This window comes from Ruegeria sp. D4 (assembly GCF_056534475.1).
The window spans coordinates 36,709-51,928 of sequence record NZ_JBQFPJ010000012.1 but is presented as its reverse complement, the minus strand read 5'-3'; the positions used below and the strand labels follow the sequence as shown (position 1 = coordinate 51,928).

14 protein-coding genes are annotated in these 15,220 nt (G+C 58.6%); 6 read left to right on the top strand and 8 right to left on the bottom strand.

The window, feature by feature from the left end; genetic code table 11:
- Positions 1-70 precede the first annotated feature (70 nt).
- Complete coding sequence (rimO, locus tag ACR0MI_RS15825; protein WP_170816735.1) at positions 71-1,459, bottom strand: 30S ribosomal protein S12 methylthiotransferase RimO; 1,389 nt, start codon at positions 1,457-1,459, stop codon at positions 71-73.
- Between the two features lie 98 nt (positions 1,460-1,557).
- Between rimO and ACR0MI_RS15820 the strand changes: the two genes are divergently transcribed.
- Positions 1,558-3,513 (top strand): AsmA family protein, encoded by a 1,956-nt coding sequence (locus ACR0MI_RS15820; RefSeq protein ID WP_170816736.1) that lies wholly within the window; start codon positions 1,558-1,560, stop codon positions 3,511-3,513.
- A gap of 54 nt (positions 3,514-3,567) precedes the next feature.
- On the opposite strand, the gene ACR0MI_RS15815 is transcribed toward ACR0MI_RS15820, so the two are convergent.
- From ACR0MI_RS15815 to ACR0MI_RS15800, 4 genes are read right to left on the bottom strand one after another with little or no spacing between them, the layout of a single operon-like run.
- On the bottom strand, positions 3,568-5,064 hold the full coding sequence (locus ACR0MI_RS15815; RefSeq protein WP_170816737.1) for a phosphomannomutase/phosphoglucomutase: 1,497 nt from the start codon (positions 5,062-5,064) through the stop codon (positions 3,568-3,570).
- Between the two features lie 15 nt (positions 5,065-5,079).
- Positions 5,080-5,913: a 3-deoxy-8-phosphooctulonate synthase gene (gene kdsA, locus ACR0MI_RS15810; protein ID WP_170619476.1), complete on the bottom strand. Its 834-nt coding sequence runs from the start codon at positions 5,911-5,913 to the stop codon at positions 5,080-5,082.
- Positions 5,914-5,918: 5 nt separating this feature from the next.
- Positions 5,919-7,502 carry a KpsE/RkpR family capsule polysaccharide export protein gene (locus ACR0MI_RS15805; protein ID WP_170816738.1) on the bottom strand — a complete coding sequence of 528 codons (1,584 nt, stop codon included), beginning with the start codon at positions 7,500-7,502 and terminating at the stop codon, positions 5,919-5,921.
- On the bottom strand, positions 7,480-8,139 hold the full coding sequence (locus ACR0MI_RS15800; protein ID WP_170609701.1) for an ABC transporter ATP-binding protein: 660 nt from the start codon (positions 8,137-8,139) through the stop codon (positions 7,480-7,482). The genes ACR0MI_RS15805 and ACR0MI_RS15800 overlap by 23 nt, the downstream gene beginning before the upstream one ends.
- A gap of 225 nt (positions 8,140-8,364) precedes the next feature.
- Here ACR0MI_RS15800 and ACR0MI_RS15795 point away from each other — a divergent pair, with 225 nt between their 5' ends.
- Together ACR0MI_RS15795 and ACR0MI_RS15790 are read left to right on the top strand one after the other, a co-directional pair.
- Positions 8,365-8,952 carry a uracil-DNA glycosylase family protein gene (locus ACR0MI_RS15795; protein WP_170816739.1) on the top strand — a complete coding sequence of 196 codons (588 nt, stop codon included), beginning with the start codon at positions 8,365-8,367 and terminating at the stop codon, positions 8,950-8,952.
- Positions 8,945-9,733: an SseB family protein gene (locus ACR0MI_RS15790; protein WP_170816740.1), complete on the top strand. Its 789-nt coding sequence runs from the start codon at positions 8,945-8,947 to the stop codon at positions 9,731-9,733. Before ACR0MI_RS15795 ends, ACR0MI_RS15790 begins: the two co-directional genes overlap by 8 nt.
- Positions 9,734-9,778: 45 nt before the next feature.
- On the opposite strand, the gene yghU is transcribed toward ACR0MI_RS15790, so the two are convergent.
- Positions 9,779-10,657, bottom strand: a complete 879-nt coding sequence (gene yghU, locus ACR0MI_RS15785; RefSeq protein ID WP_170816741.1) for a glutathione-dependent disulfide-bond oxidoreductase — start codon at positions 10,655-10,657, stop codon at positions 9,779-9,781.
- A gap of 251 nt (positions 10,658-10,908) precedes the next feature.
- Here yghU and ACR0MI_RS15780 point away from each other — a divergent pair, with 251 nt between their 5' ends.
- Entirely contained in the window at positions 10,909-11,427 is a 519-nt protein-coding gene (locus ACR0MI_RS15780; protein ID WP_170609709.1) for a YHS domain-containing (seleno)protein, read from the top strand.
- 69 nt (positions 11,428-11,496) lie between these two features.
- On the opposite strand, the gene ACR0MI_RS15775 is transcribed toward ACR0MI_RS15780, so the two are convergent.
- Both ACR0MI_RS15775 and metF read right to left on the bottom strand, forming a co-directional pair.
- Positions 11,497-12,183, bottom strand: coding sequence for a J domain-containing protein (locus ACR0MI_RS15775; protein WP_480441832.1), 687 nt, complete (start codon positions 12,181-12,183; stop codon positions 11,497-11,499).
- A 214-nt stretch (positions 12,184-12,397) separates the two neighbouring features.
- Positions 12,398-13,264, bottom strand: coding sequence for a methylenetetrahydrofolate reductase [NAD(P)H] (metF, locus tag ACR0MI_RS15770; protein WP_170609711.1), 867 nt, complete (start codon positions 13,262-13,264; stop codon positions 12,398-12,400).
- A gap of 94 nt (positions 13,265-13,358) precedes the next feature.
- Between metF and ACR0MI_RS15765 the strand changes: the two genes are divergently transcribed.
- Positions 13,359-14,264: a LysR family transcriptional regulator gene (locus tag ACR0MI_RS15765; protein ID WP_170609713.1), complete on the top strand. Its 906-nt coding sequence runs from the start codon at positions 13,359-13,361 to the stop codon at positions 14,262-14,264.
- A gap of 108 nt (positions 14,265-14,372) precedes the next feature.
- Positions 14,373-15,158, top strand: coding sequence for an inositol monophosphatase family protein (locus ACR0MI_RS15760; protein ID WP_170609715.1), 786 nt, complete (start codon positions 14,373-14,375; stop codon positions 15,156-15,158).
- The last annotated feature ends 62 nt before the right edge of the window (positions 15,159-15,220 follow it).

The following is a 15,220-nucleotide window of genomic DNA, read 5'->3' as shown; positions in this document are numbered from 1 at the left end:
CCGCCTGCAAATCCGTGCCCTGATCTGAATGTACCATTTGCCGGTCGTCACGGCGATTGACGTCTTTTGGTCAGGCCAGTTTTCCCCACAAATCATACTCTCCGGCCTCGTCGACCTCGACAGAAACGATGTCGCCCGGTTTCAGGGTTTCGAAGTTTTCGTCAATGAACAGGTTGCCGTCGATCTCGGGCGCGTCTGCCTTCGTGCGGCATGTGGCGGCGTCTTCGTCGATTTCGTCGACGATGACCTCAATCGTCTGACCAACCTTGGCCGCCAGCTTGGCCTCTGAAATTGCCTGTGCCTTTTCCATGAATCGCTCCCAACGGTCCTGTTTGACGTCAGCAGGAACGTGATCCGGCAGGTCGTTGGACCGGGCACCGTCTACGTTTTCGTATTGAAAGCAGCCAACGCGATCCAGTTGGGCTTCGTCCATCCAGTCCAGCAGGGTCTGGAATTCGGCATCTGTCTCGCCCGGATAACCCACGATAAAGGTCGAACGCAGGGTGATGTCGGGGCAGGTCGCGCGCCATGCGGCGATTTCTTCCAGTGTTTTGGCCGCGGCGGCCGGGCGGGCCATGCGTTTCAGAACATCCGGATGGGCGTGCTGAAAGGGGATGTCCAGATAGGGCAATACATTGCAACCAGCATCCGCCATCAACGGGATCAGTTCGCGCACATGCGGGTAGGGATAGACGTAATGCAGCCGCACCCAGGCTTCCAGCTGTCCCAGCTCGCGCGCCAGATCGGTGATGTGGCTGCGTACCTCGCGGTCTTTCCACGGGTTGACGTCGTATTTGCGATCCAGCCCATAGGCCGAGGTGTCCTGCGAGATTACCAGCAACTCGCGCACACCGCTTTCAACCAGCTTTTCCGCCTCGCGCAGCACCGCATGGGCGGGGCGGCTGGCCAGTTTCCCGCGCATGTCAGGGATGATGCAGAATTTGCATTTGTGGTTACAGCCTTCCGAAATCTTCAGATAGCTGTAGTGGCGTGGTGTCAGTTTGACGCCCGAGGCGGGCATCAGGTCGACGAACGGGTCCGGATCGGGCGGAACAGCGGAATGCACGGCATCCAGCACCTGTTCGTATTGATGTGGGCCGGTGACGGCCATGATCCGCGGGTGATGCTCGCGGATGTAGTCCGGTTCCGCGCCTAGACAGCCCGTCACGATGACCTTGCCGTTTTCCACCAACGCTTCGCCGATTGCATCCAGCGATTCTGCCTTGGCGCTGTCCAGGAACCCGCATGTGTTCACGATGACGGCATCGGCCCCTGAATAGTCGGGCGAAATGCCGTACCCTTCGGCACGCAGACGGGTCAGGATACGCTCGCTATCGACCAAAGCCTTGGGGCAGCCCAAGGACACCATACCGATGGTCGGCTGGTTCGGACGGGGCGTATCGGTGATCCGGGCGGCAGGCGCCAGGTCGGGGCGGAGGTTTGGCGGGTTCGTGCTCATGGCGCGGCATATAGTGGGGAACGCTTCCCCTTGCAAATCCCGCTTTTGATTTGAATGATCCCAAGCAAAGAAAAGCCAAAAAGGCGGAGAGCAGAAAGATGAAGTGGTTGTTGCGGATCCTGTTCGTATTCGTTGCCGTAATCGGGCTGGTGATTGGCGCGTTGCTGCTGATGCCGGGCGAAAAACTGGGATCAATTCTGGCCGAGCAGGTTCGGGCGCAGACAGGTCGCGACCTGAACCTGTCCGGAGACGTGAACCTGTCCTTCTGGCCGGTTCTGGGAATGGAAACCGGGCCCGTCACGTTTGGTAACGCTGCATGGGCCGGGCCAGAACCAATGCTGAGCGCGGAACGTCTGATGGTCGGTGTCGACGCAGCGGCGTTGTTGTCCGGTGACATCAGGATCAAACGGGTCGTGGCAGAAAACCCGGTTCTTCGACTGGAAGTGTCGGATGGGCGCGCAAACTGGGAACTTGGCACTGAGACGGCTGCCACTTCGGGTGGCGATCCCGGGGGATCTGCGCCGGATGCCGAAGCTGGCGCGGTCACGCTGGAGTTTCTGGAACTGACCCGTGTGCGGCTGATTTTCGTCGAAAACGGTGTCACAACGATGGATTTCGCGAATGTCGATTTGTCGGCCAGTTGGCCCGAAATCACCGCCCCAATGGTGATGGAGGCCAGCATGGCGGTGCCCGGCGGCACCGTGAAGGTCGATCTGAAAATACCCGACCTACCCGCATTTTCGTCCGGAGACGTGACCGCGTTGGAATTGCTGCTTGCGGCGCCGGGTGGTCAGTTCGGGTTTGACGGACGGGTCAACCTGGCCGGGGAAATGGACGGCCAGCTTGAGGTCCAATCGTCAAGCACCGAGAAAATGCTGGCGGCCTTCGGGCAGGCCGGAACTTATGTGCCGCAGGGGCTGGGGCGCGTGGCGAATGTATCCGGTCAGATGACCTATACCAGCGACGGCCGGGTCGCCTTGCGGGATATGACCGCAATTCTGGACAACAACCGCCTGACTGGCGAGGCGGACATTGTCATTTCCGATCCGCCTCAGATCACGGCGCGGCTGAGCGCGGGTGATCTGGATCTGTCTCAGATTGCTGGCACCGATGCCTCCACCGGTGGTGGAGCAACCAGTGCATCTGCGCCTGACACGGGTTGGTCCAAAGACCCGATTGATGCATCAGCCCTGGCTTTGGCCAACGGCAATATCCGCCTGACGGCCACCTCGATTGCGGTTCCTGGAATGACATTCGGCCAAAGCGATCTGACCATGAGCCTTGATCGCGCGCGGGCTGTGTTTCAAATGCACCCGGCAACCTTGTTCTCAGGACAGTTGAACGGGCAGATGGTGGTCAACAACCGGAACGGGCTGTCGGTGGGCGGCAACCTTAGGGCTGACGGGATTGACCTGAAGCAGATGCTCTCAACGCTGGCCGGGATCGAACGGCTTTCGGGCACCGGATCGGGAACGCTCGAGTTTCTGGGCGTCGGGCAAACCGAAGACCAGATCATGCGATCCCTCAGCGGGAAAGGGGGCGTCAATGTTGGCAAAGGGGTAATCGCAGGTATCGATCTCGACCGTCTGATGGGGCGGGGGCAGGGTACGGGCGGCACAACGGTGTTCAACAGCCTGTCGGCCACGTTCACCATGGATCAAGGCACGCTAACCAATAACGATCTGCTGATGCTGTTGGATAACTACCGGGCGGATGGAAAAGGTCGCGTCGGGCTGGGTGCCCGGAACATCGATTACCTGTTCACCCCGGTCGCATTGCGGGCAAATTCGGGTCAGGGCATTGCCGTGCCGGTGCGGATACAGGGGCCATGGAGCAACCCCTCGATCCGGCCGGACCTGAGCAAGGTGATTGAGGCCGCGGCTGATGCAGAACTCAAAAAGCTTGAAGATGACGCCAAGCAGAAGGTCTTTGAAAAAGTCGGCGGCGAACTGGACACTACGATTACGGACAGTGACCAAATCGAAGATGCCATCAGGAACAAGCTTGAGGAAGAGGCCAAAAAAGGTCTGCTGAAACTGCTGGGCGCGGACTGAAATGACGGCCAGGTCAGAATAACCCGGGGCGCGATCCGCGCCCCGGTTGTTACATCAGATGGTCTGATCGTAATCGCCGACGCCCGGTTCAGTACGGATGACCGCGTCGATATCCGAAAATATGGCGCGCATCTCGCCTTCGCTCTCGCTGCTTTCGCAAACCACAACAAGGTTGGGCGTGTTCGAAGAGGCGCGTACCAGACCCCAGCTGCCGTTGTCCAGAATGACACGGGCACCGTTGACGGTAACCACCTCTTTGATCGCACGTCCGGCAAAACTTTCGCCAGCGTCGGCCTTGGCGACCAGTTTGTCGACCAGGCGGTTCAGGATATCGTACTTCTCGGTGTCTGCTGCATAGGGTGACATGGTCGGCGTCGACCACGTTTTTGGCAGCGCCTTGCGCAGGTCAGACATGCTCTGATCAGGATTGCGGTCCATTAGTTTACAGATCTCGACCGCCACGCGCATGCCGCAGTCGTAGCCGCGACCAATTGGTTCAGCCAGAAAGTAATGGCCCGATTTCTCGAACCCGGCCAGGGCGTTGATCTCTTTCACGCGGCGCTTCATGTGGCTGTGGCCGGTCTTCCAGTAATCCGCCTTTACGCCATGCGCTCGAAGCTCTGGATCACTGGCGAACAGGCCCGTGGACTTCACGTCGGCCACGAAGGTCGAATTGGGATATAGCTTGGCCAGATCGCGTGCCATGATGACGCCGACCTTATCGGCGAAAATCTCCTCACCCTCGTCATCGACCACACCGCATCGATCGCCATCCCCGTCAAACCCAAGCGCCAGATCGGCGCCGCTGGATTTCACAGTGTCGGACATGTCGTGCAACATCTCCATGGCTTCGGGATTGGGGTTGTAGTTCGGGAAGGTGTAATCCAGCCGGTTGTGGCTAGGTACGACCTCGACGCCCATCCGCTCGAATATTTCAGGGGCAAAGGCCGATGCCGTCCCGTTTCCTGTGGCGCACACAACTTTCAGCTGGCGGGACATTCTGAAATCGCCAACCAGATCGTCGATATACGCCTCTTTCACGCCATCGACGAATTCGTAGGATCCACCTTCATGCGGGACACCTTCGCCATTCAGGACGATATCGCGCAGCTCGGACATCTCATCCGGACCATGGGTCAGGGGGCGGTCAAAGCCCATCTTGACGCCGGTCCAGCCGTTCGGGTTGTGGCTGGCCGTGACCATCGCCACGGCAGGCACGTCAAGATGAAACTGCGCGAAATAGGCCATCGGGCTGAGAGCCGGGCCGATATCCTTGACCTGAATACCCGCCTGCATCAGCCCCAGGATCAGCGCGTTCTTGATCGCCAGAGAATAGTCGCGGTAATCGTTGCCCACTGCAATCACCGGTTCAATCCCGCGTCTGCGCATCTGCGTGCCTAGCCCCAGACCAAGCGCGGTCATGCCGGGCAGGTTGATTTCCTCGGGGTATTTCCAGCGGGCGTCATATTCGCGAAACCCGGTGGGTTTGATCATCGCATCGCGCAGAAAGCTCCAGGTGTTAGGGGTCACCTCAGGCGTGGGTTTGGTCATAACTCTTCTCAATCGTTAAATCTGAATCGGGTTTTCTTTGGCCAGCGCATCAAAACGCATCAATGTGGCAATCAGCTGTCCCATCTGGTCCAGCGGAATCATGTTGGGGCCGTCGGACGGCGCGGTATCCGGGTCCTGGTGGGTTTCGATGAACACGGCGCCGACGCCCAGCGAAACCGCCGCACGGGCCATCACCGGCGCGAATTCCCTTTGCCCGCCGGACGAGCCGCCCTTGCCGCCGGGTTGTTGAACCGAATGTGTGGCATCCATCACGACCGGATAGCCGGTTTTGGCCATTTGCGGCAGTGATCGCATGTCGGCCACCAATGTATTGTAGCCAAAGGATGTGCCGCGCTCGGTCAGCAGAATGTTCTGGTTGCCGGTGCTTTCGATCTTGTCGACTATATTACCCATCTCCCACGGCGCCAGGAACTGACCCTTTTTGACATTGACGGCCTTGCCGGTTTCACCAGCGGCCAGCAACATGTCGGTCTGTCGGCACAAGAAGGCGGGGATTTGCAGAATATCCACCGCCTCGGCCGCGACTGCGCACTGGGCCTCGGTGTGGACATCCGTCAGTACCGGTATGCCCATCGAGCTGCGGATGTCGTCCAGCACCTTCAGCCCGGCATCGATGCCCATGCCGCGCTTGCCAGACAATGAGGTGCGGTTCGCCTTGTCATAGGAGGCCTTGAAAATGTACTGCGCGCCTGCGGCATCGCAGGCTTCTTTCATGGTGCGTGCGATCATCTGGGCATGATCGGCGGTTTCAAGCTGGCAGGGGCCGGCGATGACGGTCAGCGGAAGATCGTTGCCAACCGTTAGGTCGGAGATTTTTACATGTTTCATATGTCTTACGAGGATACCTGTTCACGAAGGACCGACGCGGTAAGCGAGATCAACAGGTAGATACCAGCAAACAACAGGAAAGCCAAAATCGTATTTTCGAACTTGCGCGGATAGCTGGGTTCCTGGCTGGGGACGGGGTTGACCGAGACTGTCAGGTACCGAACTTTACGGTTGGCTTCGGTGCGCGTTGTTTCCACTTGCTGCATGGCTGTTTGAAGCATCATGTCCCGCGCCGCCAGATCGGCCTGCGCCATCTGAATTCTGACACTCAGCCGCGCCAGCGAGTTTTCGCCTGCCGAGGCGTCCAGCATCTCGGCATTCAGTTCCTCCAGCACGACCTCAAGCCGTTCGATATCGGCGGTAACGCCATCGACCTTAGCCTTGTTGGGCCGCAGGTTGTCCAGAAGGGCGGCCAACTGCAGCTCCTTGTCCTGCAACAAAATCTCGATCTCGTTGATCCGGCCGCGTAGTCCCGCCAGAACGTTTTCGGGATCAAGTACCGCGCCTTCCAGCTGCAGTTCGATCAGCTTTTCTTGCGCCTTGCGCCGCTCTTCCTGAGCGGTTTCAAACCCCTTCATGGCGTCCCGCATCTGGTCTTCGCGTTTCAGTTCGGTCAAGCCGTTGATTGTATCTTCGGCATAGGAAATCAGCCGGTTCGACAGATCAACGGCGATATCCGGATCCGGGGCCGCAACCTCCATCCGGACGATTCCATCCGTGGGGTCGTAGCCGATTGTCACCATGCGCTTGTACAGTTTGTACGTCTCTTCCAGGCTGGCGTCGGGGGAAAGCCGCTGCACCGGGTCGATCCAGTCCTGCTTAAAGATTTCAGCAAAGCCTGTATCGCGTTCAAGACGTTGCAGGGCATCCTTGGATTCCAGAAACTCCTGCGTCGCGACCGAGTCCTGTGCCGTTGCAAACTGCGTTCCTGAAAGCAGGCCGCCAATCGAACCGCCGCCGCCGTCGGCCTGCAGGATCGAAAACGCCGAGTCGCTGGCATACATCGGCGTCGCAACGCGGTAGAAGTAATACCCCACAACAAATGTGGGCAGCAGCACAAACGCGGCCAGACGGGCAAACAGGGTAAACAATTTCCGTTTGCGACGCCGGGCGACCTCTTTCTGGATCTGGCTGATCTCATAGTTGCGCCGTTCAGTCGGGCTCCACTCCGGGCCGGGCAGGGGATGGGATTTATCTCCGACAGTTTGCGGCAGGTGGACCGTTACCTTGTCCTCGACCTGAGCCGTGCCCTGTTCGTCCTTGTTACCCGCAGCCGCCAGATCCAGCAGGTTGTTGCCTTGAAAAGGGTCGATCCCCTTTTTGCGCAACAGGCGAACCGCGTCATAATCCGACGTGGCCGCCAGCCCGTTCTTCTGTGCCAGCCGTCGTGCCATACGCAACTGGCGCCCGGTCAGCCCCTCGCGCTTGATTTCGTCCAGTTCAGTTCCGGGCTGTTTACTGTTGGCCGCTTCGGGTGGTTGAGTCGCACTTCGAATACGCGAAATCGCATCTGCGCGCGCATCCGGTGTACCTTCGCCTTGGCGTTTTCGGCGCCAGTTGTATTTTCTAGCCTTGGGTTTGGTAGTCATATAACTGTTTTGCCTCTTCCAAGGTTTCGAACATGTAAAGCTGCCCGTCCACTAGAACCGCTGCCTGACGCGCAAATTTTTCCAGAGTGGTTGGAGAATGCGACACAATCACAAGCGTTGTGGTGCGCAATCTCTCTTTCAGGATCGAGCCCGCTTTCTTGTTGAATTCGACATCGGTTGTGGCGGGCATGCCCTCATCAATCAGGTACATGTCGAAATCAAGTGCCAGCATCAGCGCAAACGTGAACCGGGCCCGCATGCCTGATGAATAGGTCGCAAGCGGTTGGTTGAAGTATTCGCCCAGACCGCACAGCCATTGGCAATATGCCTCGATATAGTCGGGGTCCATGCCGTAGATCTTTGCGATATAGCGCGAGTTTTCCAGCGCCGACATCTTGCCGGAAACCCCTCCGGTAAACCCCATTGGGAAGGACACCTTACATTCGCGGCGGATCACCCCCTCGTCAGGTTTTTCCAGACCGGCCATCATGTTGATCAGCGTGGTTTTTCCGGTTCCGTTGGGTGCAAGTATCCCAACCGAGCGGCCAAGTTCGATCCGAAAGGAAACACGATCAAGGATCACCTTGCGCCGGGTGCCGGTCCAGAAGGACTTGCTGACATTTTCGAATTCAAGCATTGCTGGCCTGTTTCGCTTCGGAGTTGCGGTCTTTCCTCGATGAAAGAACGCATCGTTTACGAGTTCTTGTTGGCTACATTATGTCGAATTGTGAAACAAATGATCAATGCGCCCCACAAGGTGCTGTGGCTTTTGTGATATAACGGCAGTTGGCGCAGGCGCGCGCGGTCTCTATCTTTCAGCGAAGCCCGTTTGGAAACCTGTCTCAGGAAGTGCTGCCACCAGATGACCACTCTTGCCCAGGAAATCCGGTCCTGCCGGATCTGCGAAGCGCGTTTTGCCGCGACGCAGACCGCGCATGAGCCACGCCCGATAGTCTGGTTCCGTCCCGGAACGCCGATCCTTGTTGCAGGACAGGCACCGGGCGCGCGGGTGCATGACTCAGGTCGTCCCTTCACAGACCCTTCGGGCGACCGATTGCGCGACTGGTTGGGGATTGATGAGAGCGTGTTTTATGACCGATCCCGTGTTTCAATCGTTCCGATGGCTTTCTGTTTCCCCGGCTATGATGCGCGCAAGGCCGATCTGCCGCCGCCAGCAATCTGTGGCGAGACATGGCATGACAGAGTCATGCAGGCATTGGGAGCGGTTCCGCTGACTGTTCTGGTCGGTGCCCATGCCCATACCTACCATCTGGGTGCGCGTACGTCCGTGACAGAGACGGTCCGGAACTGGCGAGACCACGCGCCGCAGGTCTTTGCCTTGCCTCATCCGTCCTGGCGCAATACGGCATGGCTGAAAAAGAACCCCTGGTTCGAGGCAGACCTGCTGCCGGTTCTGCGCGCCAGGGTGCAAGAGGTTCTGAATGACTGAGACAACGGCCTTGGATGCCGCCCATTCCGCGATGGAGGCTGACCCGCAGGATGACGCAGCCCGGCTGAAGTTCTTTGAACGACTGGCAGACGCTGAACTGTTCCTGCTGCTGACGGAAGAAGCGCGGGACGATAACGTCTCGCCCGAGGTTTTCGATGTGGCGGACGGACGTTTTGTGCTGGCGTTTGATCGCGAAGACCGGCTTGCCCGGTTTGCAGATCGTCCCGTTCCTTATGTGGCCCTGTCCGGGCGGGTTCTGTCATCGCTGCTGGCAGGGCAGCGAATTGGTCTGGGGCTCAACCTTGAGGTCGCCCCGTCCTCGATGCTGATCCCGCCAGAGGCTTTGGGATGGCTGACGGAGACCCTTCAGCATTCCCCGCAAGAGGTTCAGGAACAACTCGCCGAGTTCCTTCCCCCGGCGGGTCTTCCGGATGAACTGCTGACTGCCCTTGATACCAAACTGGCGACGGCGGTGGGGTTGGCGCAGGCTGCTTTCCTGGCCGGAACCAGATCGGTCAGCGGAGCATCTGGTCATTTGCTGGGTTTTGTCGGGGCGGTCGAAGGCGCAGAACCGGCCCTTGCCAAAGCCGCGTCCGAAGCGCTGACATTTTCCGGAATCGAAGCTGGCGCGATGGATGTCGGCTTTTTCGCGCCCGGGGACCAAGTCACGTTAAGGTTGGAAAAAGTCGGGCTGCGGTTTGACCTGCCGCAGCCCGAAAAGCGTGATGTCGGGCGCTCTGCGCCCGGTAGTGATCCCGAACGGCCGCCAATTCTGAAGTAATTCGCTAGCCGGATGCTCCCTACCGTGACGGGCAGGGCGGCAAGACTATTCGGCGGCAGGTTCCAGTTTGTCCTGCGTCCGGGTTTCGAAATCGCTGGCGTCGTGACGCTCGTGCAACTGCGTGTGCGGCTCGCCAAAGGCCCGGTTGACCATACGGCCTCGCTGTACCGCGGGCCGCGCATCGACCGCCTTGGCCCAACGCATCAGGTTCTTGTAGGACTCAACGTCCAGGAACTCGGCTGCGCTGTAAAGGCGGCCCAGAACCAGTTGCCCGTACCACGGCCAGATTGCCATATCGGCAATGGTATAGTCTTCGCCCGCGATAAAGGTCTTGTTGGCCAGTTCCCGGTCCAACACGTCCAATTGCCGCTTGGTTTCCATTGCAAACCGATTGATCGGATATTCCCATTTCTCTGGCGCGTATGCATAGAAATGGCCGAACCCGCCGCCTAGATAGGGCGCGCTTCCCATCTGCCAGAACACCCAGCTCATGACTTCCGTGCGTTCAGGCCCTTCCTTGGGCAGAAACGCATCGAATTTCTCGGCCAGATGGAACAGGATCGAGGCACTTTCGAACACGCGCACCGGCTTGTCACCCGACCGGTCCCACAGGGCCGGGATCTTCGAGTTCGGGTTGGCCTCGACAAATCCTGAACTGAACTGATCCCCTTCACCGATATTGATCAGCCACGCATTGTATTCGGCACCCTTGTGCCCCAGCGCCAGCAGTTCTTCCAGCATGACAGTGACCTTGACCCCGTTGGGCGTGGCCAGCGAATAAAGCTGCAGGGGATGCTGTCCGACCGGAAGGTCCTTGTCATGGGTCGCGCCTGCGATCGGGCGATTGATATTGGCGAATTGTCCGCCGCTTTGGCTGTCCCATGTCCAGACCTTCGGGGGTTCATAGGTGGGTTGCTCGCTCATCTCTATCTTGCCTTTCTCAGCAAAGTGGGAGGAATTGTCCGACATCCCAACAGCTAATATTGCAGTCGGCAGAGTCCAACCCCGGTCAACAGGTCTGTTTTGTAACAATGGCTGCAAAACCCGTCACGAAATCTCATTCAACCTCACAGCGGCGCGAGCGGGGCTATGTTTTGACCGTGTATTGCCTATTCTCTGACCAGACCCGCAAAACGGGCGATCCTGCTAACCCCGGACCCAATAGGATTTATGACATGAAACGCTTTGCCTTGTCCCTTGCCACCGCGCTGACCCTGGCCGTGCCCGCCTTTGCCGGCGATCAGTATATTGACGGAACCGGATTTGCCGTCTCTGGCTATGACGTTGTCGCTTATCGCGGCCTGGATCAGGTTCCGGTCGGGCAGTCTCAGCCCGAAGCCGTTCGCGGCAATGCAAACTTCACGGCAGGTTACAATGGTGCCACGTGGGCCTTTTCAACCGCAGAAAACCGCGACAAGTTCCTTGAAAATCCTGCCTATTACGCTCCGCAATATGACGGACATTGCGCCTATGGCGTTTCCAAAGGCGGCAAGGTTCCGGGCAATCCGAACCTGTGGCGCATCGTGGATGACAAGCTGTACCTCAACATCACCGATGTTGTGGTCGGGTTCTGGGAAGAGGACGTGCCTGGCAACATCAATCTGGCCGAAGGCAATTGGCCGGGTATCGAACCCGACGCCGCCTCGACCAGTGTAATCCCAAAGTTCACTTCGGAAGGCCCTGTAACAAACTGAGCCTTACCTGTTTAAAACACCAAAGCCCGGCTCCCCATCGATGCCGGGCTTTGGCTTTGAGGCAAGGGCTCAACTTGCCATGCAATAGTCGTCGCGTGTGCGCTGATCGGATTCGAACCGGATCCTGACACTTTTGGCGCCGGGGAACTTGCGGGCCATGATTGCGTCAGGAACCACAACCTCTCCTGCGCCTGACTCTTTCGACTGAAAACTCAAAACCTCGGTTTCGGCGTGCCGGCAACCGGCCAGGACCGTTGTTGGCAGGGCCACGCGGTTTGCCCCTTCGCAAACTGAGGAGGTCACAAAATAAGTCAGATGCCGACCATTGCACCCGACAGCCTCGGGGATGTGGTCGGACAATGCAGATTGGGCACCTTTCCCGGAGGAAACCGGATCAGCATCTGATTCCTTCGATTGCGACAGGACGTTGCGCAGCATATCCCGGCAGGCGTCGATTGCGGTTGCATCCAGTTCGATGACCCGTTTGCGAATTTTCGGGCGGCGCGGCTTTCGGGCGGCTGACCCGGCAGTCCCTTTTGCAACCATGCCCTCTCGGCGCAGCAGATCATAGGCCGCCTTGGCATTGGCAAAGCCGGAACTGTCACCTTCGGTGTGGTCCGGATGGGCATGAAACGCGATATGTCTCCATGCCTCGCGGATGTCATCGGAATTAGCAGACGGGTCCAGGCCGAGATGTGCCAAAGCATCCTGGCGCGCCCTGATCTTGTCAGCAGGCTCCATACTCAAATCACTCATTAAACACTACACTGAAACCACATTGAGCAGCTTCATGGCTTTGTCAAATTTTCAGGTAAATTTAAGGCGTTGCGGGAACAATGCGGCAATTCCATCTTGGATTGTCCGTCAGGCGCACCCGGAAGGGGCATCCCGTCTGAAATAAAGGAGCCTTCGAAAAAAGCCCCTGTCTGGCGGTGGCCAAACAGGGGCAGAATGGAACGTGCCAACCGGGTCAGGCGACGTTCTGCAATTCAGTTTTCGGCGTAATTCCCAGCGCAAAGCAGACATCACGGGTCAGCTCGGGGCGGTTCAGCGTGTAGAAATGCAGTTTGTCCACGCCGCCCTCCAGCAAGTCCGAGCACAATTCTGTGCACATTGCCGTCGCCAGCAGGTCTTCGCGATCATCACGCACGGCCTTTTCGAAAGCGTTTTCGACCCAGGCCGGAATGCGCGTTCCGCAGCGGCGGGCAAAATTCCGTGCGCCCTTCCAGTTCTCGATGGGCAGGATGCCGGGCACGATGGGTTTGTCGATGCCGGCCTTTTCGCACGCGTCGCGGAACCGGAAATAGGTTTCGGCCTCAAAGAAGAATTGTGTCAGGGCCTCTTCCGCGCCTGCGTCCAGTTTGGCCTTGAGCCAATCGATATCCGCCTGCGCGTTGGAGGCTTCTGGGTGGATATCTGGATAGGCGCCGACACGGATCGAGAACATCTCGGTTTCGGCCAGCGCGGAAATCAGCTCGACCGAGCTTGCGAACCCGTCCGGGTGCGGAACGAACTGATCCTGACCCTTGGGCGGATCACCGCGCAGGGCAACGATGTCCTGAACGCCCGCGCGGGCAAACGTGTCGGCGATCTCCAGGGTTTCCTGACGCGAGGCATCGACGCAGGTCAGGTGCGCGGCCACCGGAAGATCCAGCGACTTGTGCAGGGTCGCCACGGCATCGCGTGTCAGTTCGCGTGTGGTGCCGCCTGCACCATAGGTGACAGAGACAAATCGTGGTGCCAGCGGTGCTAGAATGTGAACCGTGTCCCACAACCGAAAGGAAGCTTCGAGCGTCTGCGGCGGAAAGAACTCGAATGAGATATCTGGCTTGGTCATCGTGGCCTCGTCTTAACAACCTGGATCCCTTGTGCCACGTCCCGCTATGTGAGACAAACTCATATAATTCAAGAACAACATGAGTCGAACAGCAATGCACATTGAATTCCGACACCTTCGTACGATCAAGGCGATCCATGATTGCGGTGGACTGGCGCGGGCTGCAGATCAATTGAACATTACCCAGTCTGCGTTAAGCCATCAGATCAAGGGGTTAGAGGATCAGGCCGGTGTTGAACTGTTCCTGCGCCGCTCGAAACCGATGAAGCTTTCGGCGGCGGGTGTGCGCCTGTTGCGTCTGGCCGAACAGATCCTGCCGCAGGTTGAGGCAGCCCAGCACGAGTTTTCATCGCTTCGGGACGGGCGAACCGGGCGCATGCATATCGCAATCGAATGCCACGCCTGTTTCGAATGGCTGTTTCCGGTGCTGGAATCATTCCGGAAATCCTGGGCAGATGTCGACGTGGACATTCGCCCGGGCCTGGCCTTTGACGCGCTTCCGGCTTTGCAGAAAGAAGAGGTCGACCTGGTTGTTTCTTCCGACCCCGAGGACCTGCCGGGTGTCGAGTTCGTGGAACTGTTCGACTACAACGCAGTTTTCGTCGCTGCCTCGGCCCATCCGTTGGCGCAAAAGGAATTTATCGAGGCCGAGGATTTTCGCGGTCAGACCCTGATCACATATCCGGTCGAACGCACGCGGCTGGACGTGTTCAGCCAGTTGCTGATACCCGCCCGTGTGGAGCCTGCATCGATCCGGCAGGTGGAACTGACAGCCGTCATCCTGCTGCTGGTGGCCTCAAACCGCGGTATTTCGGTTCTGCCGGACTGGGTTGTGCGCGAGGTCAAGTACAACTCGGACTACGTCACCCGGCCCCTGACCAGCGAAGGGATCACGCGCAGATTGTACGCGGCGGTCCGGTCAGAAGATCTGGAAAAACCGTTTGTGCAGGAACTGGTCAATCTGGCCCGGACCGAGGCACGCAGGCTTCAGGCGCAATAGGTCCAAGCCACGGCGCAAGCTGTGGGGCTGCTATGCGCATCAACCCTCTTGGCAACGGCGCAATGCATCAGTATACGCGCGGTTTGACCGGACAGGAGCCCATACACAATGGTTGGCAGTGCAAATCTCAACATCATGATCAAGGCCGCGCGTAAGGCGGGGCGTTCTTTGGTCAAGGATTTTCGTGAAGTCGAAAACCTGCAGGTGTCGATGAAGGGTGCCGGAGATTTTGTTTCCAAGGCCGATATTGCAGCCGAGGCGATCCTGAAAGAGGAACTGCTCGGCGCGCGTCCGACCTATGGCTGGCTGGCCGAAGAGGGCGGTTCGATCGACGGCGAAGATCCGACCCGTCGTTGGATTGTGGACCCACTGGACGGCACAACCAACTTTCTCCACGGCCTTCCGCACTGGGCGATTTCCATCGCGCTGGAACACAAGGGCAAGATCGTCGCCGGTGTGATCTACGATGCGGCCAAGGACGAGATGTTCTTTGCCGAAAAGGGCGAAGGCGCATGGATGAATGACCACCGTATCCGGGTTTCGGGCCGGCACCGCATGATCGAATCCGTGTTTTCTACGGGTCTGCCGTTTGGCGGGCGGTCGGATTTGCCCGCGACGTTGCAGGATTTGGCCCGGCTGATGCCGGTGTGCGCCGGCGTACGCCGCTGGGGTGCCGCTGCGCTGGACATGGCCTATGTCGCGGCTGGCCGGTACGAAGGGTTTTGGGAACGCCGCCTGAACGCCTGGGATTTGGCCGCAGGCATCATCATCGTGAAAGAAGCGGGTGGGCTGGTTCAGGCGCTGGACCCTGAGGGCGAAATTCTGTCCGACGGCGAAGTCATCTGCGCCAACGAGCCGATCTTTGACAGTTTCGCCAAGGTGATCCGGGGATAACGGAACATTCCCGCCACAGCGAAATTTTCGATGACGCGCCCCAATCAGGGCGCGTTTCTCGT